Source organism: Micromonospora sp. M71_S20, from assembly GCF_003664255.1.
In the GTDB taxonomy this organism is placed as follows: domain Bacteria; phylum Actinomycetota; class Actinomycetes; order Mycobacteriales; family Micromonosporaceae; genus Micromonospora.
In genome coordinates this window covers 573,009-598,976 of sequence record NZ_RCCV01000002.1, presented here as the reverse complement: position 1 = coordinate 598,976, position 25,968 = coordinate 573,009, and the positions used below count along the sequence as shown (strand labels likewise).

Sequence of the window (25,968 nt, the reverse complement as noted above, 5' to 3'; positions counted from 1 at the left end):
GCCGGGAATCGGACGGGACGGGGTGGCATGAGAGCGGTGTGGCGGGTCGCGGACGTACGCGCGGCGGAGGCGGGCCTGATGGCCACGCTGCCGCCCGGGACGCTGATGAAGCGCGCGGCGGCCGGGCTGGCCCGCCGCTGCGCGCTGCTGCTGGCGGACCGGGGCGGCGTCTACGCCGCGCGGGTGCTGCTGCTGGTCGGCAGCGGCGACAACGGCGGCGACACGCTCCTCGCCGGCGCGCACCTGGCCCGGCGGGGCGCGGCCGTGTCGGCGCTGCTGCTGTCCCCCGGCCGGGCGCACGCGGAGGGGCTGGCCGCGCTGCGCGCCGCGGGCGGGCGGGTCGTCGACCGGCCGCCGGGAACCGTCGACCTGGTGCTCGACGGCATCGTGGGGATCGGTGGGCGCGGCGGGCTCCGGGACACCGCCGACCAGCTCGCCGCCAGCCTCGTGCGGCACCGCGGGCGCGACGGCGCCCCGGCCGCCGTGGTCGCCGTGGACGTGCCCAGCGGGGTCGCGGTCGACACCGGAGGGGTGCCGCTCACCGCCTCGGGCCGCCCGAGCGCGGTGCGGGCCGACGTGACGGTGACGTTCGGCGGGCTGAAGCCCGCCCTGGTGGTGGGCCCGGCCGCCGCGCTCGCCGGTGAGGTGGAGCTGGTCGACATCGGGCTGGATCCGTGGCTGCGGGGCAGCCCGGCGCTGGGCGTGACCGAGTGGTCGGACGTCGCCGACTGGTGGCCCCGGCTCGGCCCGGCCTCGGAGAAGTACACCCGGGGCGTGGTGGGCGTCGCGACCGGCTCGGCGACCTACCCGGGCGCGGCCGTGCTCTCCGTCGCGGGGGCGCTGGCCGGCCCGACCGGTCTGGTCCGCTACGCCGGCTCGGCCCGGGACGACGTGCTGCGCCGGTACCCGTCCGTGATCGCGACCGGTCGGGTCGCCGACGCCGGGCGGGTGCAGGCGTGGGTCTGCGGCTCCGGCCTGGGCACCGGCGAGGAGGCGGCCGCCGAGCTGCGGGCGGTGCTCGCCGCCCCGGTGCCGGTGGTGCTCGACGCCGACGCGCTGACCCTGCTGGTCGACGGCTCCCTGGCCGGCCGGCTGCGCACGCGGGACGCCCCGATCGTGGTCACCCCCCACGACCGGGAGTTCACCCGGCTCTGCGGGGAGGAGCCGGGCGCCGACCGGGTGGGCGCCACCCTGCGGCTGGCCGCCTGGATGAACGCGGTGGTGCTGCTCAAGGGCGACCGCACGGTGATCGGCACGCCGGACGGTCGGGCGTACGTCAACCCGACCGGCACCCCGGCGCTGGCCACCGGGGGCACCGGCGACGTGCTGGCCGGGCTGCTCGGTTCGCTGCTCGCGGCCGGGCTGCCCCCGGAGCGGGCGGCGGCCGCGGCCGCGTACCTGCACGGGCTGGCCGGCCGGGAGGCGGCCCGGGGCGGGCCGGTGACGGCGCCCGACGTGGCCGACGCCCTCCGCCCGGTCCTCGCCCGCCTCGGCTGACCCGGCGGCACCGGCCGCACCGGCGGTGGGCTCCTGTGCCGGCGGCACCGGCTGCGCCGGCCTCGGCCAGGGAGATCGGCGCGGAAAGTAGGCTGGGGGCATGTGGCAGGCCGAGGTGCGCGTGGACCTGGACGCGATCCGCGAGAACGTGAGCCGGCTCAGGTCCGGCACCACCGCCGAGCTGATGGCGGTGGTGAAGGGCGACGGCTACGGCCACGGCATGGTCCCGGCCGCCCGCGCCGCCCTCGAGGCCGGGGCCGACTGGCTTGGGGTCTGCACGCTGGACGAGGCGCTGACGCTGCGCCGGGCCGGGATCACCGCGCCGGTGCTGGCCTGGCTCCTCGCGCCCGGGCTGCCGCTGCACGAGGGCGTCGCCGCCGGGGTCGACCTCGGCGTCGCCAGCCTGCCCCAGCTCGACGAGATGGTCGCGGCGGGCCGCGCCGCCGGCCGGCCGGCCCGGCTGCACCTCAAGATCGACACCGGGCTGGCCCGGGGCGGCGCGACCGTGGCCGACTGGCCGGCCCTGCTCGACGCCGCCGCCAAGGCGCAGGCCGACGGCCTGGTCGAGGTGGTCGGGGTGTGGAGCCACTTCGTGTACGCGGACTCGCCCGGCCACCCGACCATCGACCGCCAGATCGCCGTCTTCCACGAGGGGATCGGCATGGCCGAGCAGGCCGGCCTGCGGCCGCGCTACCGGCACCTGGCCAACTCGGCGGCGACCCTGACCCGGCCGGACACCCACTTCGACCTGGTCCGGCCCGGCCTGGCCGTCTACGGCCTCTCCCCGGTGTCCGGCGAGAGCTACGGGCTGCGTCCGGCGATGACCGCCCGGGCCCGGGTGATGCTCACCAAGCGCGTCCCGGCCGGCTCCGGCGTCTCGTACGGGCACACCTACACCACCGAGCGGGCGGCGAACCTCGCGGTGGTGCCGCTCGGCTACGCCGACGGGGTGCCCCGGCAGGCGTCGAACAGCGGCCCGGTGCAGCTCGGCGGCAGGCGCCGGACGATCTCGGGCCGGGTCTGCATGGACCAGTTCGTGCTCGACTGCGGCGACGATCCGGTGGCCGCCGGCGACGAGGTCATCCTCTTCGGCAGCGGCGCCGACGGCGGGCCCACCGCCGACGACTGGGCCGAGGCGGTCGGCACCATCAACTACGAGATCGTCACCCGGTTCGGCAGCACCCGGGTGCCCCGCGTCTACGACGGCGAGCGCCCGTGACGACCCGTTCCCGCATCCCGCTGCCGCGTACCGGACACGCCCGGGCGGCCATCGGCGCGCTGGCCGCCGTCGGGGTCGCCGCCGCCGGGCTCGCGGCCGGCGTCGCCACCGAACGCGCCCTGGTGCGCAAGCTCAAGGCCGACCCCACCGACCGGTACGCCGGGGAGGTCTTCGGCGACCAGCGGTACGACGATGCCTTCCGGCTGGAGATGCCCGACGGCACCGACATCCACGTCGAGGTGGTGGAGCCGACCCGGCCCGTGCCCGGCAACCCGACCGTGGTGCTGGTGCACGGCTTCTGCCTGGACATGGGCACCTTCCACTTCCAGCGCAAGCTGCTCGCCGAGCGGGGCGAGCACCGGATCGTCGCGTACGACCAGCCCGGGCACGGCCGGTCGGGGCGGCTGGAGACGGGCGAGTACGACCTCACGGCGCTCGGCCGGACGCTGCGCGAGGTGATCGACCGGACCGCTCCGGAGGGGCCGCTGGTGCTGGTCGGCCACTCGATGGGCGGAATGACCATCATGGCGTTCGCCGAGTTGTTCCCGGAGCTGTTCGGCGACCGGGTCGTGGGCACCGTGCTGATGGCCACCTCGGGCGGCCTGATCGCCGAGACCAAGCTGGTCGCGCCCGCCCTGCTCGGCCGGGTCGGCGCACCGGTGCTGCACATGGTCGGCAACGTCACCCGTTACGGCGGCCCGGTGATCGACCGGGCGCGCAGGTCCACCACCAACGTGGCGTGGCTGCTCACCCGCAAGTACGGCTTCGGCACCCGTCACCCCAGCCCGGCCCTGGTGTCGTACGTCGAGACGATGAACTCCCGCACCTCCGCCGACACGGTGACGCGCTACCTGCGGACGCTGGCCACGCACTCCCGGTTCCCGGCGCTCGCCGCGCTGGCGGACACCCCCGTGCTGGTGGTCGTCGGCGACAAGGACATGATCACTCCCGTGACGCACTCCGAGGAGATCGTCCGGCGGCTGCCGCACGCCGAGTTCGTCAAGATCACCGACAGTGGGCACGTGGTGATGCTGGAGCACGCCGACGAGGTCAACGCGGCGCTGCTGCGGTTCCTGGAGGCGCTGTGAGCCACGTCGTGAAGCTGCCGACCGTCGACGACACCCACGAGTTCGGGCGGCGGCTGGCCGGGCTGCTGCGCGCCGGCGACCTGCTGCTGCTGACCGGGCCGCTCGGTGCCGGCAAGACCGCGCTGACCCGGGGCGTCGGGGCCGGGCTCGGCGTGCTCGGGGACGTCACCTCGCCCACCTTCGTGATCGCCCGGGTGCACCGGCCCGACCCGGCCCGGGGCGGCACGGTGGCGCTGGTGCACGCCGACGCGTACCGGCTGGGGGACGCCGCCGACCCGCGCGCCGAGATCGACGACCTCGACCTGGACGCCTCGGTGGACGAGTCGGTGACCGTGGTGGAGTGGGGCGAGGGCCTGGTCGAGCAGCTCGTCGACGCCCACCTGCGGGTGCGCGTCGACCGGCGCGACGACGACACCCGGGTGGTCGAGCTGGAGCCGGTCGGCGGCGACTGGGCGCAGCGCCTGGCGGCCCTCGGCTGAGCGCTGTCGTACCGGCTGCCTAGAGTGCGCGGGACGGACCCGACAGGCGAAAGGTTGCCGATGCCCGACGACGCCCCCACCCTGGACCTGCTGGCGCTGCTGCCGGAGGACTGGCGTGCCGTGCTCACCCCGCACCTCGACCCGGCCCGCACCGCCGCGCTGGCCGAGTTCGTCGCGGGCGAGTACGCGACCCGCACCGTCTTCCCGCCGGTCGAGGACCTCTTCTCGGCCTACCGGCTCTGCGCGCCGGCCGACTGCCGGGTGCTGATCCTCGGGCAGGATCCCTACCACAAGGCGGGGCAGGCGCACGGGCTCAGCTTCAGCGTGCGGGAGGGCGTGAGCGTGCCGCCGTCGCTGCGCAACGTCTTCAAGGAGCTGGGGGAGGACCTCGGCGTGCCGAAGCCGCGCGGCGGCAACCTCAGCGGCTGGGCGGCGCAGGGCGTGCTGCTGCTCAACTCCGTCCTCACCGTCCGCGAGGCGACGCCCGGCTCGCACGCCAACCGGGGCTGGGAGGAGTTCACCGACGCCACCATCCGGGCGCTCGACGCGATGGACTCGCGGGTGGTCTTCCTGCTCTGGGGCGGCTACGCGCGCAAGAAGGCCGCCCTGGTGACCAACCCGCAGCACGTGGTGCTGGAGGCCGGGCACCCCAGCCCGATGAACCCGCGCGGCTTCCTGGGCAGCCGCCCGTTCAGCGCGGCCAACAAGGCGCTCGCCGACGCCGGCCTGCCGACTGTCGACTGGGAGCGCTCCGCCGGCTGACGGCTGCGCACTTTCGCGGTCACCGCGCGGTGACCGTCCGTTGTAGCCTGTGCCTCGAGCGCTCGGCGAGCCGGGAGGCGGCGATGGCGGCGACGGTCAGCGACGAGCGGTGGCGGGTGGCGCGGACGGCGCTGGCGGACCAGACGGACCGCTTCCTCGACCTGGTCCGCGCCACCCCACCGGAGGCCATGGCCACCGCCCACTGGTCGGTGGCCGACACGCTGGCCCACGTGGGCTCCCTCGCGTGGTACTACGTGTGCCTGGTGGACCCGGAGCATCCACCCCTGCCGGTGCCGGGTCTGCTCCGGCAGCTCCCCGACGTCACCGTCGACACGGTGGCGGACTTCAACGACGTGCTGCTGCGGCACCTCACCGAGCGCGAGCCGCAGGCCCTGGCCGACCGGTTGCGGGCCGACGTGGGGCGGCTCCTCCTCGCCTGCGAGGGTCGGCGCCCCGACGAGACGGTGCCCTGGCTCGGCGGGGCCCGGGTGCCCCTCGCCGGCCTCTGCGCGCACCTGGTCAACGAGCTGCTCATCCACGGTCACGACGTCGCCCGCGCCGCCGGGCGGCCGTGGTCGCTCCCCGGCCGGGACGCGGCGCTGTTCATGGAGCTGTTCCTGGCCGGGGTGGTCCGGCACGGCTACGGGCGGCTGATCGACGGCGGCGCGCCGCCGAGCGAACGCCCGGTCGTGGTCGAGTTCCGCTCGGCGTACGCGGCCCCGGTCCGGCTGCTGCTGCACCGGGGGCGGATGACGTTCGCCGACCCCGACGCCCGGCCCGACGCCCGGATCGACCACGATCCCGGCACGCTCAACCTGATGATGTTCGGCCGGGTCAGCCGGGCCCGGGCGGTGCTCACCGGAAGGGTGCGCGTCAGCGGGCGGCGCCCCTGGCTGCTGCCGGCCTTCCTGCGCAAGTTCCGCACCCCGAGCTGACCCCGCCCGCCCGCGCCGCCGGACGGGGCGTGACCGGGGGTGACCACGGGGGCGACTAGGCTGGCTAACCGTGCTCGTACTGGTGGTGGACAGCTCGACCCCCGCGGTGACCGCGGCGCTGGTGGAGGTCGCAGCGGACGGCGTGGCGACCCGCGCGCACCGCTGCACGGTCGACGCCCGCGCCCACGGTGAACTGCTCGCGCCGCAGGTCGACGCCGTGCTCACCGAGGCCGGCGCCCGCCCGGCCGACCTGGGCGCGATCGTCGCCGGGCTCGGCCCTGGCCCGTTCACCGGGCTGCGGGTGGGGCTGGTCACCGCCGCCACCATCGGCCAGGTGCTGGGCGTCCCGACGTACGGTGTCTGCTCGCTGGACGCCATCGGCCACCCGGCGGCCGCCGGGGAGCCGGTGCTGGCGGCGAGCGACGCGCGCCGCCGGGAGATCTACTGGGCGGTCTACGACGGCGCGGGCCAGCGGATCGTCGGTCCGGAGGTGTCCGTGCCGGCGGTCGCCGCCGAGCGCGCCCGCGGCCTGGCGGTCACGGCGGCGGTCGGCGACGGCGCGCACCGGTACGCCGACGCGCTCGGCCTGCCCGTGCGGGACGAGCCCCGCTACCCGGACGCGGGCGTGCTGGCGACCCTGGCCGCCGAACGCATCCGGGCCGGCGCCCCCTCGGAGGCGCTCACCCCGCTCTACCTGCGCCGCCCGGACGCCGTGGCGGCGACCGCCCGCAAGCCGGTCCTCCCATGAGTGTCCGGCTGGAGCGGTTCCGGTGGTGGCACGTCGACGAGGTGCTGCCGATCGAGGCGGACCTGTTCGGTGCCGAGCAGTGGTCGGCGGCGATGTTCTGGAACGAGTTGGCCAACGGGCACTTCTACCTCGTCGCCACCGACGACGACGGGAACCTGCTCGGCTACGCCGGGCTCGCCGTGGCCCCGCCCGACGAGGCGTGGGTGCAGAACGTCGCGGTGCGCCGGGACGCCCAGCGGCGCGGCGTCGGCCGGCTCCTGCTGGAGGCGCTGCTCGCCGAGGCGGCCCGGCTCGGCGCCCGCAGCACGCTGCTGGAGGTCGCGGCGGACAACGCGCCCGCCCAGAAGCTCTACGCGACGTACGGCTTCGAGCCGATCGGCGTGCGGCGCGGCTACTACCAACCGAGCAACACCGACGCGCTGGTCATGCAGCGCAACGCGGGAAGTGAGCGATGACTGACGAACCCCTGATCCTCGGCATCGAGACCTCCTGCGACGAGACCGGGGTCGGCATCGTACGCGGGCACACCCTGCTGGCCGACGCGCTCGCCTCCAGCGTCGAGCAGCACGCCCGCTTCGGCGGCGTGGTGCCCGAGGTGGCCAGCCGGGCCCACCTGGAGGCCATCGTGCCGACGATGGACCGGGCGTTGAAGGAGGCCGGGGTGACCCTCGCCGACATCGACGCGATCGCGGTCACCTCCGGCCCGGGGCTGGCCGGCGCGCTGCTGGTGGGGGTGGCCGCCGCGAAGGGCTACGCGCTCGCCGCCGAGAAGCCGGTCTACGGCGTCAACCACCTGGCCGCGCACGTCGCCGTGGACACCCTGGAGCACGGCCCGCTGCCCGAGCCGGCGATCGCCCTGCTGGTCTCCGGCGGGCACTCCTCCCTGCTGCTCGTCGACGACCTGGCCCGGGGCGTCACCCCGCTCGGCGCCACCATCGACGACGCGGCCGGGGAGGCGTTCGACAAGGTGGCCCGGCTGCTCGGGCTGCCGTTCCCCGGCGGCCCGTACATCGACCGGGAGGCCCGGGCCGGCGATCCGGCCGCCATCGGTTTCCCGCGCGGCCTGACCGCCCCCAAGGACCTCGCCACGCACCGCTACGACTTCTCCTTCTCCGGGCTGAAGACGGCCGTGGCCCGGTGGGTCGAGGCGCGGCAGCGGGCCGGCGAGCCGGTGCCGGTCGCCGACGTCGCCGCGTCCTTCCAGGAGGCGGTCTGCGACGTGCTGGTACGCAAGGCGCTGGACGCCTGCCGGAGCAACGGCGTGGAGACGCTGGTGATCGGCGGGGGCGTGGCGGCCAACTCCCGGCTGCGGGCGATGGCCGAGGATCGCGCCGCCGCGCACGGCATCCGGGTCCGGGTGCCCCGACCCGGGCTCTGCACGGACAACGGCGCGATGGTCGCCGCCCTCGGCTCGCACCTGGTCGCCTCGGGTGTCGCGCCGAGCCGGCTGGACCTGCCCGCCGACTCCGCCATGCCGCTGACCACGGTCAGCGTGTGAACCCCGAGGATGGCTGACGTGATCGTGCGGATGTGGGAGGCGCGGGCGGAGCCGTACGGTGCCGCGGACCTGATCACCTGGGTGTGCGACACCGCGCTGCCGGAGTTCGAGCACGACCCGATGCACCTGTCCAGCGAGGTGTTCTCCTCCACCGACCACCGGGTGGTGGTCATCTCCAAGTGGCGCAGCAACCCGCGTCCGCTGCCGGAGCCCCCGGCGACGCTGCTGGCCCGCCCGCCGCACTCCTGGGACTTCACCCAGGTCGACCGCTGAGGCGGGGCCGGCCGCGCGACGGTGCAGGACGCGTGAGCCACGGCACGCCGAGGCGGTAATTGGTTGGCGGGGTGACCGGTCCGCCACCTAGCGTCGGTGGGCCATGCGTTTCACACCGGCCGGCGACCCCGGCGTACCCGACATCCGCTCGGCGACCCGCTACCTCGTGTGGCTGGCCGGGCGGCACAAGGTGCTGCTCACCGTCGGCATCCTGCTGGGCGTCGTCTGGATGGTCGCCCAGGCGCTGGTGCCGGCGGCCGTCGGCCGGGCCGTCGACGGGCTCACCCGCCGCGACGAGGACGCCCTGCTGACCTGGGGGTTGGCGCTGCTCGGGCTGGGCGTGCTCCAGGCCGGTGCGGGGATCCTGCGGCACCGGTGCGCGGTGCACAACTTCCTCGCCGGGGCGTACCGGACGGTGCAGCTGACCGTGGGCGCGGCGAACCGGCTCGGTGCCGCGCTGCCCCGCCGGGTCTCCGCCGGCGAGGTGGTGAGCATCGGCACGGCCGACATCAGCCAGATCGGCGCGGCCATCGACATCACCGCCCGGGGCGCCGGCGCGGTCGTGGCGATCGTGACCGTCGGGGTGATCCTCCTCGGCGCCTCGGTGCCGCTCGGGCTGGTCGTGGTGCTCGGCGTGCCGCTGCTGATGGCGGTCGTCGGGCTGCTCATCCGGCCGCTGCACCGGCAGCAGCAGGCGTACCGGGACTCGGAGGGGGCGCTGACCGCCCGGGCCGGCGACATCGTCTCCGGGCTGCGGGTGCTGCGCGGCGTCGGCGGTGAGCCGGTGCTCTCCGCCCGCTACCGGTCGCGCTCGCAGGCGCTGCGCGCCGACGGCCTGCGGGTGGCCCGGATCGAGTCGCTGCTGGAGGCGGCCCAGGTGCTGCTACCGGGGGCGTTCCTGGTGCTGGTCACCTGGCTCGGCGCCCGGTTCGCGCTGCGCGGCGAGATCAGCGCGGGTGAGCTGGTGGCGTTCTACGGCTACACCGCGTTCCTGGTCAGCCCGCTGCGGCAGCTCACCGAGGCGGTGGACAAGCTGACCCGGGGGCACGTCGCGGCCCGGCGGGTGGTGCGGCTGCTGCGGCTCACCCCGGAACTGCTCGACCCGACCCGTTCGACCGCCCTGCCGGACGGCCCCGGCGAGCTGGTCGACGTGACCTCCGGCGTGACGGTACGGCCGGGCCGGTTCACCGCGCTCGCCGCCACCGCCCCCGAGGACGCGGCGGCGGTCGTGGACCGCCTCGGCCGGTACGTCGACTCGGACGCGACGCTGCACGGCGTACCGCTGCGGGAGGTGGCGCTGGCGACGGTGCGGGAGCGGATCCTGGTGGCCGACAACGACGCGCACCTGTTCACCGGCCCGCTGCGCGCGGAGCTGGACCCGCACGACCGGGCCGACGACGCGACGATCGCGGCGGCGCTGGCGGCGGCGAGCGCGACCGACATCGTCGAGGCCCTGCCGGCGGGGCTGGACAGCGCGGTCGCCGAGCGCGGCCGGGAGTTCTCCGGCGGCCAGCAGCAGCGGCTGCGGCTGGCCCGCGCGCTGGTCGCCGACCCGGAGACCCTGCTGCTGGTCGAGCCGACCAGCGCCGTGGACGCGCACACCGAGGCCCGGATCGCGGACCGGCTCGGCGCCGCCCGGACGGGCCACACCACCCTGATCTGTACCACCAGCCCGCTCGTGCTGCACCGCGCCGACCACGTGATCTTCGTGGAGGACGGCAAGGTGGTGGCCGAGGGGTCGCACACCGCACTGCTCGACGGCGAGCCGCGCTACCGGGCGACGGTCAGCCGGGGGGAGGACTGATGGCCACCGCCCTGCCGGTCGCCGACGGGCGCCAGGTGCGCCGCTACGCCCGCACGCTGGCCCGCCGGCATCCGAGGGCGCTCGGGGTCGCGCTCGGGCTGCACGCGCTGGCCGCCGCGGCCGGCCTGGTCGCGCCGTGGCTGCTCGGCGACCTGGTCGAGGGGATCTCCCGGGGCACGTCCGGCGTCACCGTGGACCGCATCGCCCTGCTGATCGCCGGGTTCGTGCTGGTGCAGTCGGTGCTGGTCCGCTTCGCCCACCTGGCGTCGGCCCGGCTCGGCGAGCGGGTGCTGGCCGAGCTGCGCGAGGAGTTCGTCGACCGGATCCTGGCGTTGCCGCTGGCCACCGTGGAGCGGGCCGGCACGGGCGACCTGCTCACCAGGACGTCCCGGGACGTCTCGGCGCTGTCGCGGACGGTCCGGTTCGCGGTGCCGGAGACGCTGATCGCGGTCGTCACCGGCTGCTTCATCGTCGGCGCGCTGCTCCTGGTCGACCCGCTGTTCGCGCTGCCCTGCCTGCTCGCGGTGCCGCTGCTGTGGGCCGGCACCCGCTGGTACCTGCGCCGCGCCCCGGACGGCTACCTGCGGGAGAACGCCGCCTACTCCGACATCACCGACGGGATCAGCGAGACCGTCGAGGGTTCGCGGACCACGGAGGCGCTGCGGCAGCAGGCGCGCCGCCGGGCCCGCACCGACGCCGACATCCACCGGTCGTACGCGGCCGAGCGCTACACCCTGCGGCTGCGCACGGTGTTCTTCCCGATCGCCGAGATCGGCTACGTGCTGCCGGTGGTGGCGACGCTGATCATCGGCGGCTGGTTCTACCTGAAGGGCTGGGTGAGCCTCGGCGAGGTCACCGCCGCCACGCTCTACGTGCAGCAGCTGATCGACCCGGTCGACCGGCTGCTCTCCTGGCTGGACGAGTTGCAGGTCGGCGGCGCCTCCATGGCCCGCCTGCTCGGGGTGGCCGACGCCGACCCGCCGGCCGGCGTCCCGACCCGGCCCGCCACGGGCTCCCCGGGCCCGACCGATCCTCCGCCACCGGGGGACCGGCGGCTCGCCGCCCGGGACGTCCGGTACGCGTACCGGGAGGGTCGGGACGTGCTGCACGGGGTGACCCTGGTGCCAAAGCCGGGGGAGAAGCTGGCCATGGTGGGCCCCTCGGGCGCCGGCAAGTCGACGCTCGGCCGGCTGCTCGCCGGGGTGCACGCGCCCCGTACCGGCTCGGTCACGGTGGCCGGTCGGCGGCTAGACGAGCTGCCCCTGGCGGAGTTGCGGACGCACGTCGCCCTGGTCACCCAGGAGCACCACGTCTTCATCGGCACGCTGCGGGAGAACGTGGCGATGGTGCGTCCGGGCGCCGACGAGTCGGCGGTCCGGTCGGCGCTGGCCGCCGTCGACGCGCTCGACTGGGCCGACGGGCTGCCGGACGGGCTGGACACGGTGGTCGGTGCCGGCGGGCACCCGCTGTCGCCCGCGCAGGCGCAGCAGCTGGCGCTGGCCCGGCTGGTGCTGGCCGACCCGCACACCCTGGTGCTGGACGAGGCCACCTCGCTGATCGACCCCCGCGCCGCCCGGCACCTGGAACGGTCCCTCGCGGCCGTCCTCCAGGGCCGCACGGTCGTGGCCATCGCGCACCGCCTCTTCTCGGCGCACGACGCCGACCGCGTGGCGGTGGTGGAGGACGGCCGGATCGCCGAGATCGGCTCGCACGACGAGCTGGTCGCGGCCGACGGCTCCTACGCGGCCCTCTGGCGCTCCTGGCACGGCACCGGCTCCTGACGCGCCGCGCGGCGTGCGGCGTCCGTGTCCGAATACGGCGCCGTCGGCGCCGGCGGGCAGGGGTGCCCTGTTTCCGGGTTCGAGGGTGCCGCGCCGGACCGCCGTACCACGATGGTGGAGCGGCAGGCGACCGGCGCGTACCCGGCACCGTGGCGTCGGCCGGTGACGGGGGTGCGACGTGGGCGGTCTCGAACTGATCGTGGTGCTGGGCGTCACGGTGCTGGTCGGCACGACCCTCGGCGGGCGGTACAGCGTGGCGCCCCCGGTCCTGCTCATCACGATGGGCGCGCTGCTCGCGCTCCTGCCGCCGCTGTCCCACGTGGTGCTGGAACCCGACGTGGTGCTGCTGCTGTTCCTGCCGGCGATCCTCTACAAGGAGAGCATCACCACCAGCCTGCGTGAGATCCGCACGAACCTGCTCGCGATCGGGTTGCTCGCGGTGGGGCTGGTGGTGGCGACGATGGTCACGGTGTCGCTCGTCGTGCAGCGGTTCGGCGTCGACCCGGCCGCCGCCTGGGTGCTCGGCGCGGTGCTCGCGCCGACCGACGCGGCGGCGGTCGCCGGCCTCGCCAAGCGGATGCCGCGCCGGATCCTGACCACCCTGCACGCGGAGAGCCTGATCAACGACGGCACCGCGCTGGTGCTCTTCTCCGTCGGAGTGGGCCTGATCGTGGGCGGCACCGAGCCGGGGTTGCTCGGGCTGACCGAGCGGTTCGTCCTCGCGTCGGCCGGTGGCGTCGCCGCCGGGCTGCTGGTCGGCTGGGCGGTGATCCTGGTCCGGCGACGGCTCGACGACCCGCTGCGCGAGGGAGCGCTGAGCGTCCTCACGCCGTTCGTCGCCTTCCTCCTCGCCGAGTTCGTGCACGCCAGCGGCGTCCTGGCGGTGGTGGTCGCGGGCCTCATGCTGGCGTACGCCGCCCCCCGGGTCATCCGGGCCCGCTCCCGGGTGCTGGCGTACGGCTTCTGGGACCTCGCCACGTTCCTGATCAACGGCGGGCTCTTCGTGCTCCTGGGGATGCAGATCCCGCGCGCCCTGCACGGGGTGACCAGCCTGTCGGTGATGCGGGCGCTGGTCATCGCGGTGGTGGTGACCGGCGTGGTCGTGCTGACCCGGATGCTGTGGATCCACCTGGCGGCGTTCGCCTTCCTGGTCGTCGACCGCCGGGCGGCGGAGCAGGACGAGCGGGTCAACTGGCGGGTGCGGACGGCGGCCGGGTGGGCGGGGTTCCGGGGCGCGGTCTCCCTCGCGGCAGCCCTCGCCGTGCCGGTGACCACGTCCACCGGCACACGTGTGCACGATCGCGATCTGATCATCTTCGCCACCGCCGTGGTCATCCTGCTGACGATGTTGATCCAGGGCACCACGCTGCCCGCCGTCGTCGGGTGGGCGGGCCTGGTCGGCGACACCCGGCGGGTCGGCGAGCTGCGGCTGGCCCGGATGCGTGCCACCGAGGCCGCGCTGGCGGTGCTGCCCGAGGTCGCGGACCGGCTCGGCGCGACGCCGGACGCGGTCGACCGGATCCGGGCGGACTACGAGCAACACCTCGACGACGTCCGCTCCACGGACGAGAGCCAGTCGGCGGAGCAGGCCCGGGAACTCGACCGGCGGCTGCGGCTCGCCGTGCTCGAACACAAGCGGCGCGAGGTCACCAGGCTGCGGGACACGAACGAGATCGACGACATCGTCCTGCGGGAGTTGCAGGCGGTCCTCGACATCGAGGAGATCCGGCTGCTGGGACCGGAACTCAACGAGTAGCGGTCGCCGGTCTCCCAGCCCCGGTCTCCCGGCTCCCCGGTCCCCGCTCCTCCCGGTTCCCGCGGTCCAGCCGCCCCAGCAGTCGCCCGGCTCTCCCCGCAGGTCCGGGACGTCCGGACGTCCCGACGGGGGTGGGCGTGGAGACCCACCGCCGCTGGCGGCGAAGCCACCGCAGGTACTCAGCGTGACGAGACGAACGGAAGGAGGCCGCCGGCACGCAGGGTAGTCATTCCCGCCCGGTTCTCGGGCGCGAGCGTGGCCGATTTCGGAGCGCAATCCCTTGACCAGAGGATTCTCCTCGCGGTCGTTGGGTCTGCCACCTCACCCCGCGTCCCCTTTGCTCTGCAGCCGCCGACGCACCAGCCACGGTGGGTAACTGGTGCGTGGATGGCTGCAGAGCAAAGCGGCGAAACAGGTGACCGCTGGCGGCGGGAAGAATGCCTGCGGGAGTCACTGAGAGTCAACCACCGGCCCGGCCCTCGGGGGGTCGGAGCGGGTGCGGCCACCGTGTGCAGCCAGCCCCGGGCAGGCAGGCCATGGGCAGGCAGGCAATCGTGCGCAGCCAGTCCATGGGCAGGCAGGCCGTCGGCAGCCGGGCCATGAGCCTGGAGCTGCGGGCAACCGGTCAGGGGACGGCCAAAGCACCGGGCACCGGGCCCGGAGCAGCAGCCGGTAGGAGCAGCGGCCGGTAGGAGCCCGGCCGCGCCCTCCCCGGCACGGCGGTCGGTCAGGTGCGGCGCAGGATGCGGTACGTGGCGATGCCTCCCGTACCGAGGGCGGCGAGGAAGACCAGCCAGACCACCGTGCTGCTGATCCCGACCGGCGGGCCGGAGTTGGCGGAGGCGGCGGCGAGCAGGCCGTCGTCGCCGGGGGCGGGCAGGGCGGCCGGTGGCAGTTCCGGCCAGCGGACCAGCCCGGTGCTCTCCAGCATCTGCATGTGGTGCAGGACGAACCGGTTGGCGTCGTCGGCGAGCTTGCGGATCACCGGGTCTCGCGTGCTGGCGCGGACCGCCCCGATCACCGGGAAGATCTTGCCGTGGGCGACCCGGAGCCGGGTGACGAAGATCTGGTCGAACCGGGCGCCGGAGGCGTTCTGCATCTCCGTAAGCCAGCCCCTCTGCTCGGCCGTCGGGTCGCTCGGGATGCTCGCCCCGAGCTTGTTGGCCGCCTCGACCGTGAGCCGGTCCAGCTCCTCGTGCTCGGTGGCGATGCCGGCACCGATCTCGCGTACCCTCGCGCTCTGCCCCTTGTCGGCGGCCATCTGCCCGGCCGGCATCTCCCAGAGCCCGGCCAGGCGTACCCCGTTGAGCAGGGCGGCGTCGGCCGCGTTGAGCTGTTGACCGCCCGGCGCGGCGACGGCCGCGCCGGGCAGCACCCCGAGCCCGGCGGCGATCGTGACGAGCAGCGCCGCCAGGCGACTGCTGCGGTGTCCCTGCCGGCGACGGGCGGATCTGAGCGGTGCCATGTCCGTGGTGTCTCCTCGGTCCGGTCCGAAACGAGTCCGGGCCGGGCGACGCCTCCGCCTCCGCCCGTCCGCGCACTGGTACGGACGGGCCGACCGATCGGTTCACCGGACCGGCCCGCCGGCTACCGGACCCTGTCCACGGTCCGCCCGGGGCGGGGGCGGGACCGGTCAGCCGACGTCGAGGGGGTCGGCGAGCAGGCGTTCGAAGGCCAGTTCGGCGGCGCCGATGAGCGTCGCGTCGTCGCCGAGTTTCGGGGTGCGCAGCCGGACGTGCTCCAGGCAGGCCGGCAGGGCGATCGAGTTGAGCCGGCTGCGTACCTGGGCCGCCGCCGCGAGGTAGAGGTCCCGCATGCCGCCGCCGAAGATGACCATCTCCGGGTTGAAGATGTTCACCAGGTTGGCCACCCCGAAGCCGAGCCAGTCGCCGGCCTGGCGTACCGCCGTCTGCGCCCGCAGGTCGCCCCGGTCGGCGGCGTCGAAGACGGCCAGCAGCGCGTCGCGGCCCCGCGCGTCGGAGCGACCGGCGGCGCGCAGCAGGGCGTACTCGCCGATCTCGGTCTCCCAGCAGCCCCGGGAGCCGCAATCGCAGGGCGCGCCGTCCCGGACGACCACCATGTGGCCGACCTCGCCGCCGTAGCCGCCGTGCCCCGTCAGCCGGCGCCCGCCGGCGATGATGCCGGCGCCGACGCCCACGTCCCCGTACAGGTAGATGACGTTGTCGCAGCCGGCCGCCGCGCCCCGGGCGTGCTCGGCGAAGGCCGCCACGTCGGCCACGTTGCCGACCGTGACCGGCACGTCGCAGCCCAGTTCGGCGCCGAGCGCCGCGCCGATCGGCTCGTCCACCCATCCGGTGGTCGGACCCAGCCGGACCAGCCCGTCGTCGCGCCGGACCATGCCGCAGACCGCGACGCCCGCGCCGACGCAGACGGCGTCCGCCGGCGCGCTCTGCTGCATCTCCTTGACCGCCCCGGCCAGCAGCGGGGCGGCCTCCGCGGCGGTCAGGCCCCGGGGGCGGTCCAGTTCCCGGCGGTCGAGCACCGCGCCGCCGAGACCGATCCGTGCGGCCCGCAGCCGGTCCACCTCGATGCTGTACGCGTACGCGTGCACCCGGTCCGACTCGGGCCGGACGACCAGCGACGGTCGTCCGGCCCGGCCGGTCTCCTTCGGCGTCCCCTCGCTGACCAGCCCGGCGCCGGCCAGGTCGGCGGTCAGCGCGCCGATGGTGCTGCGGTTGAGCCCCAGCGTGGTGGTGAGCTCGGCGCGGGTGGTGGCCCCGTGCACGTGCACGTACCGCAGCAACGCGCCCAGGTTCTGCCGACGGATCTCGTCCTGGCTCGGTCCTGCGCGCATCGCCGTCGTCACTTCCGGTGCCGCGCGGTCAACGGTTGCCGGTGGCGGTGGAACGCCGGCGGGAGAACGCGTCCACGCTCGCGGCGAGCAGCAGCACCACGCCGGTGACCACGTACTTCACCCCCGAGCTGTATCCCATCAGGCCCATTCCGTTGTCGATGACCGCGACGACCGCGCCACCGAGGACGGCGTCGAGCACCCGGCCCTTGCCGCCGAAGAGGCTGGTGCCCCCGATGACCGCCGCGCCGACCGCGTAGAGCAGTACGTCACTGCCACCCGTGTTGGGGTCCACCGAGTTGGCCCGGCTGGCGGCGACGATACCGCCGACGGCCGCCATCGAGGAGCAGATGACGAAGACCGAGATGCGGATGCGGTCCACGTTGATGCCGGCCCGGCGCGCCGCCTCCTTGTTGCCGCCCACAGCGTAGACGTGCCGGCCGTAGCTGGTGCGCTGGAGCACGAAGGTCCAGAAGACCAGCAGCACCGCGATGATCGGCACCACGATCGGCACGCCCTTGAGCGAGCTGATCACGACGTTGCGGCTGCGCTCCAGGTTGAGGATGAAGACCGCGACGCCGAGGACGAGCGCCAACCCGCCGATGCGGGCGAACACCACCGCGACCGGGTCGGTCACCAGGCCCCGGGCGGCCCGCGTACGGTGCCGCAGCAGCTGCACGGCCGCGTAGCCGGCGACCGCCACCGCGGCCAGCAGCCAGCCCAGGACGGGCGGGAGGTTGCGGTTGGAGATGGCCACCAGCACCTCGTCGCGGACGGAGATGTTGGCGCCCTCCTCCATCAGCATCAGCACGATGCCCTGGAAGGCGAGGAACCCGGCGAGGGTCACCACGAAGGACGGGATGCCGATCTTCGCGACCAGGAAGCCGAGGGTGGTGCCGATCACCACGCCGGTGACGATCGCGGCGAGCACGGCCACGTACCAGGGGTAGCCGAGCACGGTGACGACGTTGGCGAGGATGGCGGCGCAGACGCCGCTGGCGAAGCCGGCGGAGAGGTCGATCTCGCCGAGCAGCAGGACGAATACCAGCCCCATCGCGATCAGCGTGACCGCGGCACCCTGGGTGAACAGGTTGGCGAAATTGCCGGCGCTGAGGAACGTCGGCTGCATGATCGAGAAGACCGTGCAGAGCACGACCAGGCCGAGCACGGCGGGCAGCGCGCCGATGTCGCCGCCCCGGACCCGGCTGACGTAGTTGCGGACGTGACTGCCGAGGGTGGGCGGCGGTGTGACGGACGCGGGGCCGTCCTTGTGCACGACGGTGGTGATCATCGGACGCCTCCTGGGTTGCTGCCGGCCGGCTCCGCGCCGTGCCCGTTGCCGCCGTTGGCCGGCTCGGCGGCGGCGAGCCCGAGCCCGCCGGAGCGGCCGGCGGTGATCAGCTCGACCACCTGCGAGTGGGTGATGTCGGTGGTCTTCACCTGGGCGACCATCTGGCCGAGGTAGAGCGCGGCGATCCGGTCGGAGACGGCGAAGACGTCGTTCATGTTGTGCGAGATGAGCACCACGGCCAGGCCGTTGTCGGCGAGCCGACGGACCAGTTCGAGCACCTGGGCGGTCTGCGCGACGCCGAGCGCGGCGGTGGGCTCGTCGAGGATGACGAGCCGGCTGTTCCAGAGCACGGCCTTGGCGATCGCGACGGTCTGCCGCTGGCCGCCGGAGAGGCTGGAGACGTGCTGCCGCAGCGACTTCACGGTCCGCACGCTCAGCCCGGCGAGGGTGTCGGCGGCCATCTGCTCCATGGTCGGCTCGTCGAGCACGATGCCGCTGCGCTTCTCCCGGCCGAGGAACATGTTCTGCACGATGTCGAGGTTGTCGCAGAGCGCGAGGTCCTGGTAGACGACCTCGATGCCGAGCGCGGCGGCGTCGCGGGGGCTGTTGATGGTCACCGGCCGCCCGTCGAAGCGGAACTCGCCCGCGTCGGTGGGGTAGATGCCGCTGATGCACTTGACGAGGGTCGACTTGCCGGCGCCATTGTCGCCGACCAGCGCGGTCACCTCGCCCGGGTGGGCGGCGAAGGCGACGTCGCGCAGGACCTGGACGGGACCGAAGCTCTTGTCGATCCCGCGTAGTTCCAGCAGGGGGGTTGCGGACACGGGGGGTCTCCTTCAGGTGGAGGGGAGGTCTCGGATCCCGTCCGGCGCGAACCGCCGCCCGGCACAGGGTCCGTGCCGGGCGGCGTGCGCGTGGAAGCGGGTACGGGTCAGCTGATGCCGGCGTCGGCGCAGAGCTTGGCGTACGCCCCGGCGCAGACCTCGTCCTTGGTGACGAAGCCGTCGGCGATGACGTCCTTGACGTTCTCCTTGAAGATCAGCTTCGGGGTGAGCAGCACGGCCGGGACGTCCCGGCCGCCCTCCGGGTCCTTGACCGTCTGGCTGGTCTCCTTCTTCTCACCCTTGGCCACCGCGATGGCCAGGTCCGAGGCGGCCTTCGCCTCCTCCTTGATCGCCTTGTAGACGGTCATGCACTGGTCGCCGGCGAGGATGTTCTGCAGGCCCTGCGTGGTGGCGTCCTGGCCGGTCACCGGGACCTTGCCGTTGAGCTTGTTCTTCTTCAGCACCGAGATGGCCGCGTTGCCGAGGCCGTCGTTGGCGGCGAGCACGCCGTCGATCTTGCCGCCGGTCTGGGTCAGCATCTGCTCGAAGATCGTGGCGGCCTGGGTGTTGTCCCACTCCGGCACGTTCTGGTCCGGGCCCTTGGTGTATTCCTTCGAGTCGAACTTCGGCTTGAGCACCGAGTCGTACCCGTTCTTGAACAGCGTGGCGTTGTTGTCGGTCGGGGAGCCGTTCAGGTAGGCCACGACCGGGTTCTTGGCGCCCTTGTCGGTCAGGCACTTGCTCAGGCCCTCGCCCTGGAGCTTGCCGACGACCTCGTTGTCGAAGCTGACGTAGTAGGTGGCCGAGCCGCCCAGCGTGAGCCGGTCGTAGTCGATGGTCGCCACACCCTGGGACTTGGCCTTGTCGAGCACGGCCTTGCCGGTGCCGGAGTCCAGGTTGACGATCATCAGGGCGGTGACGCCCTTGGTGATCATCTGGTCGGCGATGGTCTGGAACGCCGTCTTGTCGCCCTGGGCGTTCTGGATGTCGTAGTCGACGCCGGCCGCCTCGAACGCCTCCGTCAGGAACTTGCGGTCCGCGCCCTCCCAGCGGGCGGAGGACTTGCTGTCCGGCAGGATCACGCCGATCTTCGGCTTCTTCTCGGTGGAGCCGCCGGCCTCGGAACCGGAGTCGTCGCCGCAGGCGGTCAGGCCGCCGGCGGCCAGCAGGCCCACGGCGGCGAAGGTGAGGAAGCCCTTGCGCATCAGCAGGGTCCTTTCGGGGGTGGGGGATGATGTTGGTTTGTTGTGTCCGGCAACGTATTCCGCGCGGCGGCGTGGGCACAAGAGCACCGAGGTCGCGAGTTTGTTGTCGGCAGTAACAATTCAGCAACGTCCCTGACACCTGCCCGTCGCCGAGCGGGGGAGCGCTCTCTCGTCGCCGCCGGGAGCGGCGCAGCTCAGCGGGTCGACAGCGGGGCCGTGGCCGCCCCGGTGAGCGTCACCAGATCCTGCGGGGCGAGCTGGAGCTGGAGACCGCGGCGACCCGCCGAGACGTAGACGGTGGGATGGTCGAGCGCCGACGAGTCGAGCACCGTGGGCAGCCGCCGGCGCTGGCCGAGCGGGCTGATGCCGCCGCGCACGTAGCCGGTGGCCCGTTCGGCCACCGCCCGGTCGGCCATGGCGGCCCGCTTGCCGCCGGCCGCCGCCGCGAGCGCCTTGAGGTCCAGCTCGCCGGTGACCGGCACGACCGCCACCGTCAGCGCGCCGTCGACCTCCGCGACCAGCGACTTGAAGACCCGCTCCGGCGGCACCCCCAGCGCCGCCGCGACCAGCGCGCCGTAGTTCGGGGCGTCCGGGGAGACGTCGTACGGATGGGTGCTGTGGGCGATCTTCCGCTTCGTCAGCAGCGCGGTCGCCGGAGTGCCCTGTCCCGCCATGACGGTCAAGCTAACCCGGCCCCGCGCGACCCGCGAGCCGAAAGGGCCGGACGGTCGACGCCGGCGCCCACGGTCTCGCGCGCTACCCGACCGGCCGGCAGAGCAGCACCGTCGGCGCCCCGGCGACCCGGGTCAGCACCAGGCTGGCCGCCTCGTCCCCGGCCAGCCGCAGGTCCCGGCGGAGCTTCTCCGGCTCCAGGGCGGACCCGCGCTTGAGGATCTCCACCCGCCCGACCCGACGCTCCCGCAGCAGCGCCCGCAGCCGCTTGAGCGAGAACGGCAGCACGTCGGTGACCTCCAGGCAGCGGGCGAACGGCGTCGGCGTCGGCGCGTCCGCGTAGAGGTAGGCGATGCTCGGGTCGGCCAGCGTCGCGCCCAGCGTCTCCGCCAGCTCGGCGACCAGGTGCGCGCGGACCACCGCCGGGTCGGGGTCGTACAGGAACCGGCGCGCCGGGCCGACGGTGGCCTCGGCGGCCCCGGAGCCGGTCAGCTGGCAGGAACCGGCCGGCCGATCGGCGGGCCCCCCTCCCGCGCCGGAGGCGTCGACGGGGGGCCGTTGCCTGTTGCGCAGCAGGGTGGCGCGGCGGGGGACCTGCGCCAGCTCGCCGCACCACAGGGCCGCCTCGACCAGGTCGCCGTTGACGCTCACCCACTCGGCCTCGGCGCCCGCCGGGACCAGCGCGTGGTCGATGCCGGGCGCCACCTTCACGACGGTGTGCGGCACCCGCTCGGCCAGCCCGACCACGAAGTCCCAGGGCGGGGAGTAGGCGTTCGGGTCGAAGATGCGCCGCCCGGTGCCCGCCCTGCGCCGCGCCGGGTCGCAGAACACCCCGTCGACCCGGTCCACGTCGAACGCCGTGGCGTCGCCGCACTCCACCGTGAACAGCTCGGCCAGCCCGGCCGCCGCGGCGTTCGCGGCGGCCATCGCGGCGGTCAGCGGGTCGGCCTCCACGCCGTACACCCGGATGCCGGCGCGGGCCGCGGCGAGCGCGTCCGCGCCGAGGCCGCAGCCGAGGTCGGCGAGCGTGCGCACCCCGGCGGCCCGCAGCCGCTCGGCCCGCCGTGCCGCGACGACGCCCCGCGTGGCCTGCTCCAACCCGGCCCGGGTGAGGAACATCCCCGCCGCCGCCGGCCCGAACTTGCCGACCGCCCGGCGCCGTAACTCGGCCTGGGTGAGGGCGGCCGACGCCAGGCCGGCCGGCAGCCCGGTCGAGCGGAGCGCGGCCGCCGCGGTCAGCGGGTCGCCGCCGGCCACCCGCGCGGCCGCGGCGAGCGCGGCCGACCCCTCGGGCGTACGCAGGGCGGCGAGTTGGTCGAGATCCACCCGGCCATTGTGGTCGGCGGACCCGACGCGCCGGCCGGCGGGTTGGCACTCTCCTTGACGGAGTGCTAGCCGAGGAATAACCTGCGATTAGCACTCTCACCCCGAGGGTGCCAGCTTCCGGGCCTCGTGGCCCGGGCGCTGAACGCCAGGCGGACCGGCACCCGCGACGACGGCCCCGCCCGGTGGCATGTGGCAGATTGACGCCGGTCGGCTCGCCGACCGGTAACGAAACCAGTACCCCAGGAGGGTATGCCCGTGACTACCGCGACCAAGGTTGCGATCAAGCCGCTCGAGGACCGGATCCTGGTCCAGGCGAACGAGGCTGAGACCACCACGGCGTCGGGCATCGTGATCCCCGACACCGCCAAGGAGAAGCCGCAGGAGGGCACCGTCCTCGCTGTCGGCCCGGGCCGGATCGACGACAAGGGCAACCGGATCCCGGTTGACGTCTCCGTCGGCGACACCGTCATCTACTCGAAGTACGGCGGCACCGAGGTCAAGTACGCCGGCGAGGAGTACCTGGTGCTCTCCGCCCGCGACGTCCTCGCGGTCATCGAGAAGTAAGCAACCGATCAGTGTCGTCGCCCCGGTCCGGCTCGCCGGGCCGGGGCGACGTCGCTTCGAAGGGACATTCATGGCGAAGATCCTGAGCTTCTCGGACGACGCCCGGCACCTGCTCGAGCACGGTGTCAACGCCCTCGCGGACGCGGTCAAGGTCACCCTCGGCCCGCGCGGGCGCAACGTCGTCCTGGACAAGAAGTTCGGTGTGCCCACGATCACCAACGACGGCGTGACCATCGCCAAGGAGATCGAGCTCACCAACCCCTACGAGAACCTCGGTGCGCAGCTGGTCAAGGAGGTGGCGACCAAGACCAACGACGTCGCCGGCGACGGGACCACCACCGCCACCGTGCTGGCCCAGGCGATGGTCCGCGAGGGCCTGCGCAACGTCACGGCCGGCACCAACCCGGCCGGCCTCAAGCGGGGCATCGACGCGGCGGCCGCCAAGGTCTCCGAGGCGCTGCTCGGCCGCGCGGTCGAGGTCGCCGACAAGAAGTCGATCGCGCACGTCGCGACGATCTCCGCGCAGGACGCCACGATCGGCGAGCTGATCGCCGAGGCGATGGAGAGGGTCGGCCGCGACGGTGTCATCACCGTCGAGGAGGGCTCCGCCCTGCACACCGAGCTGGACGTGACCGAGGGTCTCCAGTTCGACAAGGGCTTCATCTCGCCGAACTTCGTCACCGACGTGGAGTCGCAGGAGTCGGTCCTGGAGGACCCGTACATCCTCATCACCACGCAGAAGATCTCGGCGATCGAGGAGCTGCTGCCGCTGCTGGAGAAGGTCCTCCAGAACAGCAAGCCGCTGCTGATCATCGCCGAGGACGTCGACGGCCAGGCGCTGTCGACGCTGGTGGTCAACTCGATCCGCAAGACCCTCAAGGTCTGCGCGGTCAAGGCCCCCGGCTTCGGTGACCGGCGCAAGGCGATGCTCCAGGACATGGCGATCCTCACCGGCGCCGAGCTGGTCGCGCCCGAGCTGGGCTACAAGCTCGACCAGGTGGGCCTGGAGGTGCTCGGCACCGCCCGGCGCGTCGTGGTCGACAAGGAGAACACCACGGTCGTCGACGGTGGTGGCAAGTCGAGCGAGGTCGCCGACCGGGTCGCGCAGATCCGCAAGGAGATCGAGGCCTCGGACTCCGACTGGGACCGGGAGAAGCTCGCCGAGCGGCTGGCCAAGCTGTCCGGCGGCATCGCGGTCATCAAGGTCGGCGCCGCGACCGAGGTCGAGATGAAGGAGCGCAAGCACCGCATCGAGGACGCGATCGCCGCGACCAAGGCCGCGGTCGAGGAGGGCACCGTCCCCGGCGGCGGCGCCGCCCTGGTGCAGATCCTGTCGGTGCTCGACGACGACCTCGGCTTCACCGGTGACGAGAAGGTCGGCGTCTCGATCGTGCGCAAGGCGCTGGTCGAGCCGCTGCGCTGGATCGCCCAGAACGCCGGCCACGACGGCTACGTCGTCGTGAACAAGGTCGCCGGCAAGGAGTGGGGCCACGGCCTCGACGCCGCCACCGGCGAGTACGTCGACCTGGCGAAGTCCGGCATCGTCGACCCGGTGAAGGTGACCCGCAACGCGGTCACCAACGCCGCGTCGATCGCCGGCCTGCTGCTCACCACGGAGAGCCTCGTGGTGGAGAAGCCGGAGAAGGCCGAGCCGGCCGCCGCCGGTGGGCACGGCCACAGCCACGGCCACGGCCACCAGCACGGCCCGGGCTTCTGACCCTCGCCGTACGCCTCGTCGGGGCGCACCGTCCGCGTGACGGTGCGCCCCGACGCCTTTGCGGGCGCCGGCGCGACTACCGGCCGGCCGGTGCATCGGAAACACTGGCCCGATGAGCAGCACGACGCGCGGCTACGCCGCCCTGGCCGGGGTCACCGCCGCCGCGGTGGCGATCGGCTCCGCCGAGCTGGTGGCGGTGCTGACCGGTCCCCGTTCGGCGCCGCTGGTCGCCGTCGGGGGGCTCGTGGTCGACACGGTGCCCGAGCCGCTCAAGCAGCTCGGCATCGCGCTCTTCGGCACGTACGACAAGATCGCGCTGCTGGTCGGGACGGGCCTGCTGCTCGCCGCCTTCGCCGCGCTGCTCGGCGTGCTCTCCCTGCGCCGGCTGGCGATCGGTCTCGCCGGCATCGCCGCCTTCGCCGCCCTCGGCGTGGCCGCCGCCGTCACGCGGGCCGGCGCCGGGCCCCTCGACGCGCTGCCCTCGCTGGTCGGCGCCGGGCTCGGGGCGGCGGTGCTCTGGGCCTTCGTCGCCGGTCCGCTCGAACTCGACCCGTGGCCCTGGTCCCCGCCCACCGCACCGCCCACGCCGCCGCCCGCCGCGGCGCCTGTGCAGCCGTTGGAGCCCAGCGACCCGGCGTCGCGGCGACGGTTCCTGACCGGGGCCGGCCTGCTGGTCGGCGCGGCCGGGGTGGCCGGGCTCGGCGGTCGGTGGCTCGCCGGCCGGCGGGGGGTGTCGGCGGCCCGGGAGGCCGTCGCGCTGCCCGCGCCGGTGGCGCCCGCCCCGGCGGTGCCGGCGGGGGCGGACCTGTCGCTGACCCAGCTCGCCCCGTACGTCACGCCGAACTTCGGCTTTTACCGGATCGACACCGCGCTGGTGCTGCCCCAGGTGGACCCGGAGACCTGGCGGCTGCGCATCCACGGCCGGGTACGCAACGAGATCGAGCTGAGCTTCGCCGACCTGCTCGCCCGCCCGATGGTCGAGCGGTACGTCACCCTCGCCTGCGTCTCCAACGAGGTGGGCGGGGACCTCGTCGGCAACGCGCGCTGGCTGGGCGTGCCGATCCGGGAGCTGCTCGACGAGGCCGAGCCGGAGGAGGGCGCCGACCAGGTCGTCGGCCGCTCGGTGGACGGGTGGACCTGCGGCACGCCGACCGCCGTGCTCCGGGACGGGCGCGACGCGCTGCTGGCGGTGGGGATGAACGGCGAGCCGCTGCCGGTGCGGCACGGCTTCCCCGCGCGGATGGTGGTGCCCGGCCTCTACGGCTACGTGTCGGCCTGCAAGTGGGTGACCGAGCTGGAGCTGACCAGCTTCGCGGACTTCGACGCGTACTGGGTGCCGCGCGGCTGGTCGGCGCAGGGGCCGGTGAAGACCCAGTCCCGGATCGACACGCCCCGCCCACGCAACCGGCTCACCGCCGGCGCCGTCACGGTGGCCGGGGTGGCCTGGGCGCAGCACCGCGGTATCCGCCGCGTCGAGGTACGCGTCGACGACGGGCCGTGGCGCGAGGCGGAGCTGGCTCCCGTGGTCTCGGTGGACACCTGGGTCCAGTGGTCGTGGCGGTGGGACGCCACGCCGGGGGAGCACACCCTCTCCGTCCGGGCGACCGACGTCACCGGCGAGACGCAGACCGGGCGGCGGCAGGCGGTCGCCCCGGACGGCGCCACCGGCTGGCACACCGTCACCGTCACGGTGCGCTGAGCGCCCTCCCGCGACGGG

At 74.4% G+C, this 25,968-nt stretch carries 23 protein-coding genes; 16 read left to right on the top strand and 7 right to left on the bottom strand.

Going from position 1 to position 25,968, the window contains the following annotated elements; genetic code table 11:
• The first annotated feature begins 27 nt into the window (after positions 1-27).
• From DER29_RS23620 to DER29_RS23560, 13 genes are all read left to right on the top strand, one after another.
• A complete protein-coding gene (locus DER29_RS23620) occupies positions 28-1,497 on the top strand; it encodes an NAD(P)H-hydrate dehydratase (protein ID WP_121399844.1) in 1,470 nt (489 codons plus the stop codon).
• Positions 1,498-1,597: 100 nt separating this feature from the next.
• Complete coding sequence (gene alr, locus DER29_RS23615) at positions 1,598-2,716, top strand: alanine racemase (protein ID WP_121399843.1); 1,119 nt, start codon at positions 1,598-1,600, stop codon at positions 2,714-2,716.
• A complete protein-coding gene (locus tag DER29_RS23610; RefSeq protein WP_199729513.1) occupies positions 2,713-3,804 on the top strand; it encodes an alpha/beta fold hydrolase in 1,092 nt (363 codons plus the stop codon). Before alr ends, DER29_RS23610 begins: the two co-directional genes overlap by 4 nt.
• The gene (gene tsaE / locus DER29_RS23605) at positions 3,801-4,283 is read left to right on the top strand and encodes a tRNA (adenosine(37)-N6)-threonylcarbamoyltransferase complex ATPase subunit type 1 TsaE (protein ID WP_121399842.1); all 483 of its coding nucleotides are present in this window, start codon (positions 3,801-3,803) and stop codon (positions 4,281-4,283) included. Before DER29_RS23610 ends, tsaE begins: the two co-directional genes overlap by 4 nt.
• A gap of 60 nt (positions 4,284-4,343) precedes the next feature.
• On the top strand, positions 4,344-5,045 hold the full coding sequence (ung, locus tag DER29_RS23600; RefSeq protein ID WP_121399841.1) for a uracil-DNA glycosylase: 702 nt from the start codon (positions 4,344-4,346) through the stop codon (positions 5,043-5,045).
• Between the two features lie 83 nt (positions 5,046-5,128).
• Positions 5,129-5,980 (top strand): maleylpyruvate isomerase family mycothiol-dependent enzyme, encoded by an 852-nt coding sequence (locus tag DER29_RS23595; RefSeq protein ID WP_121399840.1) that lies wholly within the window; start codon positions 5,129-5,131, stop codon positions 5,978-5,980.
• 70 nt (positions 5,981-6,050) lie between these two features.
• Positions 6,051-6,728 carry a tRNA (adenosine(37)-N6)-threonylcarbamoyltransferase complex dimerization subunit type 1 TsaB gene (tsaB, locus tag DER29_RS23590; RefSeq protein WP_121399839.1) on the top strand — a complete coding sequence of 226 codons (678 nt, stop codon included), beginning with the start codon at positions 6,051-6,053 and terminating at the stop codon, positions 6,726-6,728.
• Positions 6,725-7,183, top strand: a complete 459-nt coding sequence (gene rimI / locus DER29_RS23585) for a ribosomal protein S18-alanine N-acetyltransferase (protein WP_121399838.1) — start codon at positions 6,725-6,727, stop codon at positions 7,181-7,183. Before tsaB ends, rimI begins: the two co-directional genes overlap by 4 nt.
• Complete coding sequence (gene tsaD, locus DER29_RS23580) at positions 7,180-8,226, top strand: tRNA (adenosine(37)-N6)-threonylcarbamoyltransferase complex transferase subunit TsaD (RefSeq protein ID WP_121399837.1); 1,047 nt, start codon at positions 7,180-7,182, stop codon at positions 8,224-8,226. The genes rimI and tsaD overlap by 4 nt, the downstream gene beginning before the upstream one ends.
• A gap of 18 nt (positions 8,227-8,244) precedes the next feature.
• Positions 8,245-8,499 (top strand): hypothetical protein, encoded by a 255-nt coding sequence (locus DER29_RS23575; RefSeq protein WP_091627865.1) that lies wholly within the window; start codon positions 8,245-8,247, stop codon positions 8,497-8,499.
• A gap of 103 nt (positions 8,500-8,602) precedes the next feature.
• Positions 8,603-10,303: an ABC transporter ATP-binding protein gene (locus tag DER29_RS23570; protein WP_121399836.1), complete on the top strand. Its 1,701-nt coding sequence runs from the start codon at positions 8,603-8,605 to the stop codon at positions 10,301-10,303.
• Positions 10,303-12,084 carry an ABC transporter ATP-binding protein gene (locus DER29_RS23565; RefSeq protein WP_121399835.1) on the top strand — a complete coding sequence of 594 codons (1,782 nt, stop codon included), beginning with the start codon at positions 10,303-10,305 and terminating at the stop codon, positions 12,082-12,084. The genes DER29_RS23570 and DER29_RS23565 overlap by 1 nt, the downstream gene beginning before the upstream one ends.
• Before the next feature lie 178 nt (positions 12,085-12,262).
• Positions 12,263-13,840, top strand: coding sequence for a Na+/H+ antiporter (locus DER29_RS23560; RefSeq protein ID WP_121399834.1), 1,578 nt, complete (start codon positions 12,263-12,265; stop codon positions 13,838-13,840).
• 727 nt (positions 13,841-14,567) lie between these two features.
• Here DER29_RS23560 and DER29_RS23555 read toward each other — a convergent pair.
• From DER29_RS23555 to DER29_RS23520, 7 genes are all read right to left on the bottom strand, one after another.
• Positions 14,568-15,305 carry a DUF4142 domain-containing protein gene (locus tag DER29_RS23555; RefSeq protein WP_121399833.1) on the bottom strand — a complete coding sequence of 246 codons (738 nt, stop codon included), beginning with the start codon at positions 15,303-15,305 and terminating at the stop codon, positions 14,568-14,570.
• Between the two features lie 168 nt (positions 15,306-15,473).
• Entirely contained in the window at positions 15,474-16,655 is a 1,182-nt protein-coding gene (locus tag DER29_RS23550; RefSeq protein ID WP_121399832.1) for an ROK family protein, read from the bottom strand.
• 28 nt (positions 16,656-16,683) lie between these two features.
• On the bottom strand, positions 16,684-17,943 hold the full coding sequence (locus DER29_RS23545) for a sugar ABC transporter permease (protein ID WP_121399831.1): 1,260 nt from the start codon (positions 17,941-17,943) through the stop codon (positions 16,684-16,686).
• Entirely contained in the window at positions 17,940-18,767 is an 828-nt protein-coding gene (locus tag DER29_RS23540) for an ATP-binding cassette domain-containing protein (RefSeq protein WP_121399830.1), read from the bottom strand. The genes DER29_RS23545 and DER29_RS23540 overlap by 4 nt, the downstream gene beginning before the upstream one ends.
• Before the next feature lie 107 nt (positions 18,768-18,874).
• The gene (locus tag DER29_RS23535; protein ID WP_121399829.1) at positions 18,875-19,972 is read right to left on the bottom strand and encodes a sugar ABC transporter substrate-binding protein; all 1,098 of its coding nucleotides are present in this window, start codon (positions 19,970-19,972) and stop codon (positions 18,875-18,877) included.
• A 194-nt stretch (positions 19,973-20,166) separates the two neighbouring features.
• On the bottom strand, positions 20,167-20,646 hold the full coding sequence (gene ybaK, locus DER29_RS23525; protein WP_121399827.1) for a Cys-tRNA(Pro) deacylase: 480 nt from the start codon (positions 20,644-20,646) through the stop codon (positions 20,167-20,169).
• 82 nt (positions 20,647-20,728) lie between these two features.
• Positions 20,729-21,970, bottom strand: coding sequence for a methyltransferase domain-containing protein (locus tag DER29_RS23520; RefSeq protein WP_121399826.1), 1,242 nt, complete (start codon positions 21,968-21,970; stop codon positions 20,729-20,731).
• 249 nt (positions 21,971-22,219) lie between these two features.
• Here DER29_RS23520 and groES point away from each other — a divergent pair, with 249 nt between their 5' ends.
• From groES to DER29_RS23505, 3 genes are all read left to right on the top strand, one after another.
• On the top strand, positions 22,220-22,534 hold the full coding sequence (groES, locus tag DER29_RS23515; protein ID WP_121399825.1) for a co-chaperone GroES: 315 nt from the start codon (positions 22,220-22,222) through the stop codon (positions 22,532-22,534).
• Positions 22,535-22,604: 70 nt separating this feature from the next.
• On the top strand, positions 22,605-24,251 hold the full coding sequence (gene groL, locus DER29_RS23510) for a chaperonin GroEL (protein WP_121399824.1): 1,647 nt from the start codon (positions 22,605-22,607) through the stop codon (positions 24,249-24,251).
• A gap of 112 nt (positions 24,252-24,363) precedes the next feature.
• Entirely contained in the window at positions 24,364-25,950 is a 1,587-nt protein-coding gene (locus DER29_RS23505; RefSeq protein ID WP_121399823.1) for a molybdopterin-dependent oxidoreductase, read from the top strand.
• The last annotated feature ends 18 nt before the right edge of the window (positions 25,951-25,968 follow it).

Coding starts and splice junctions, on each gene's coding strand:
- DER29_RS23620 (WP_121399844.1), top strand. CDS start 28: ATGAGAGCGGTGTGGCGGGTCGCGGACGTACGCGCGGCGGAGGCGGGC.
- alr (WP_121399843.1), top strand. CDS start 1,598: ATGTGGCAGGCCGAGGTGCGCGTGGACCTGGACGCGATCCGCGAGAAC.
- ung (WP_121399841.1), top strand. CDS start 4,344: ATGCCCGACGACGCCCCCACCCTGGACCTGCTGGCGCTGCTGCCGGAG.
- DER29_RS23595 (WP_121399840.1), top strand. CDS start 5,129: ATGGCGGCGACGGTCAGCGACGAGCGGTGGCGGGTGGCGCGGACGGCG.
- rimI (WP_121399838.1), top strand. CDS start 6,725: ATGAGTGTCCGGCTGGAGCGGTTCCGGTGGTGGCACGTCGACGAGGTG.
- tsaD (WP_121399837.1), top strand. CDS start 7,180: ATGACTGACGAACCCCTGATCCTCGGCATCGAGACCTCCTGCGACGAG.
- DER29_RS23570 (WP_121399836.1), top strand. CDS start 8,603: ATGCGTTTCACACCGGCCGGCGACCCCGGCGTACCCGACATCCGCTCG.
- DER29_RS23565 (WP_121399835.1), top strand. CDS start 10,303: ATGGCCACCGCCCTGCCGGTCGCCGACGGGCGCCAGGTGCGCCGCTAC.
- DER29_RS23555 (WP_121399833.1), bottom strand. CDS start 15,305: ATGGCACCGCTCAGATCCGCCCGTCGCCGGCAGGGACACCGCAGCAGT.
- DER29_RS23550 (WP_121399832.1), bottom strand. CDS start 16,655: ATGCGCGCAGGACCGAGCCAGGACGAGATCCGTCGGCAGAACCTGGGC.
- DER29_RS23545 (WP_121399831.1), bottom strand. CDS start 17,943: ATGATCACCACCGTCGTGCACAAGGACGGCCCCGCGTCCGTCACACCG.
- DER29_RS23535 (WP_121399829.1), bottom strand. CDS start 19,972: ATGCGCAAGGGCTTCCTCACCTTCGCCGCCGTGGGCCTGCTGGCCGCC.
- ybaK (WP_121399827.1), bottom strand. CDS start 20,646: ATGGCGGGACAGGGCACTCCGGCGACCGCGCTGCTGACGAAGCGGAAG.
- groES (WP_121399825.1), top strand. CDS start 22,220: ATGCCCGTGACTACCGCGACCAAGGTTGCGATCAAGCCGCTCGAGGAC.
- groL (WP_121399824.1), top strand. CDS start 22,605: ATGGCGAAGATCCTGAGCTTCTCGGACGACGCCCGGCACCTGCTCGAG.
- DER29_RS23505 (WP_121399823.1), top strand. CDS start 24,364: ATGAGCAGCACGACGCGCGGCTACGCCGCCCTGGCCGGGGTCACCGCC.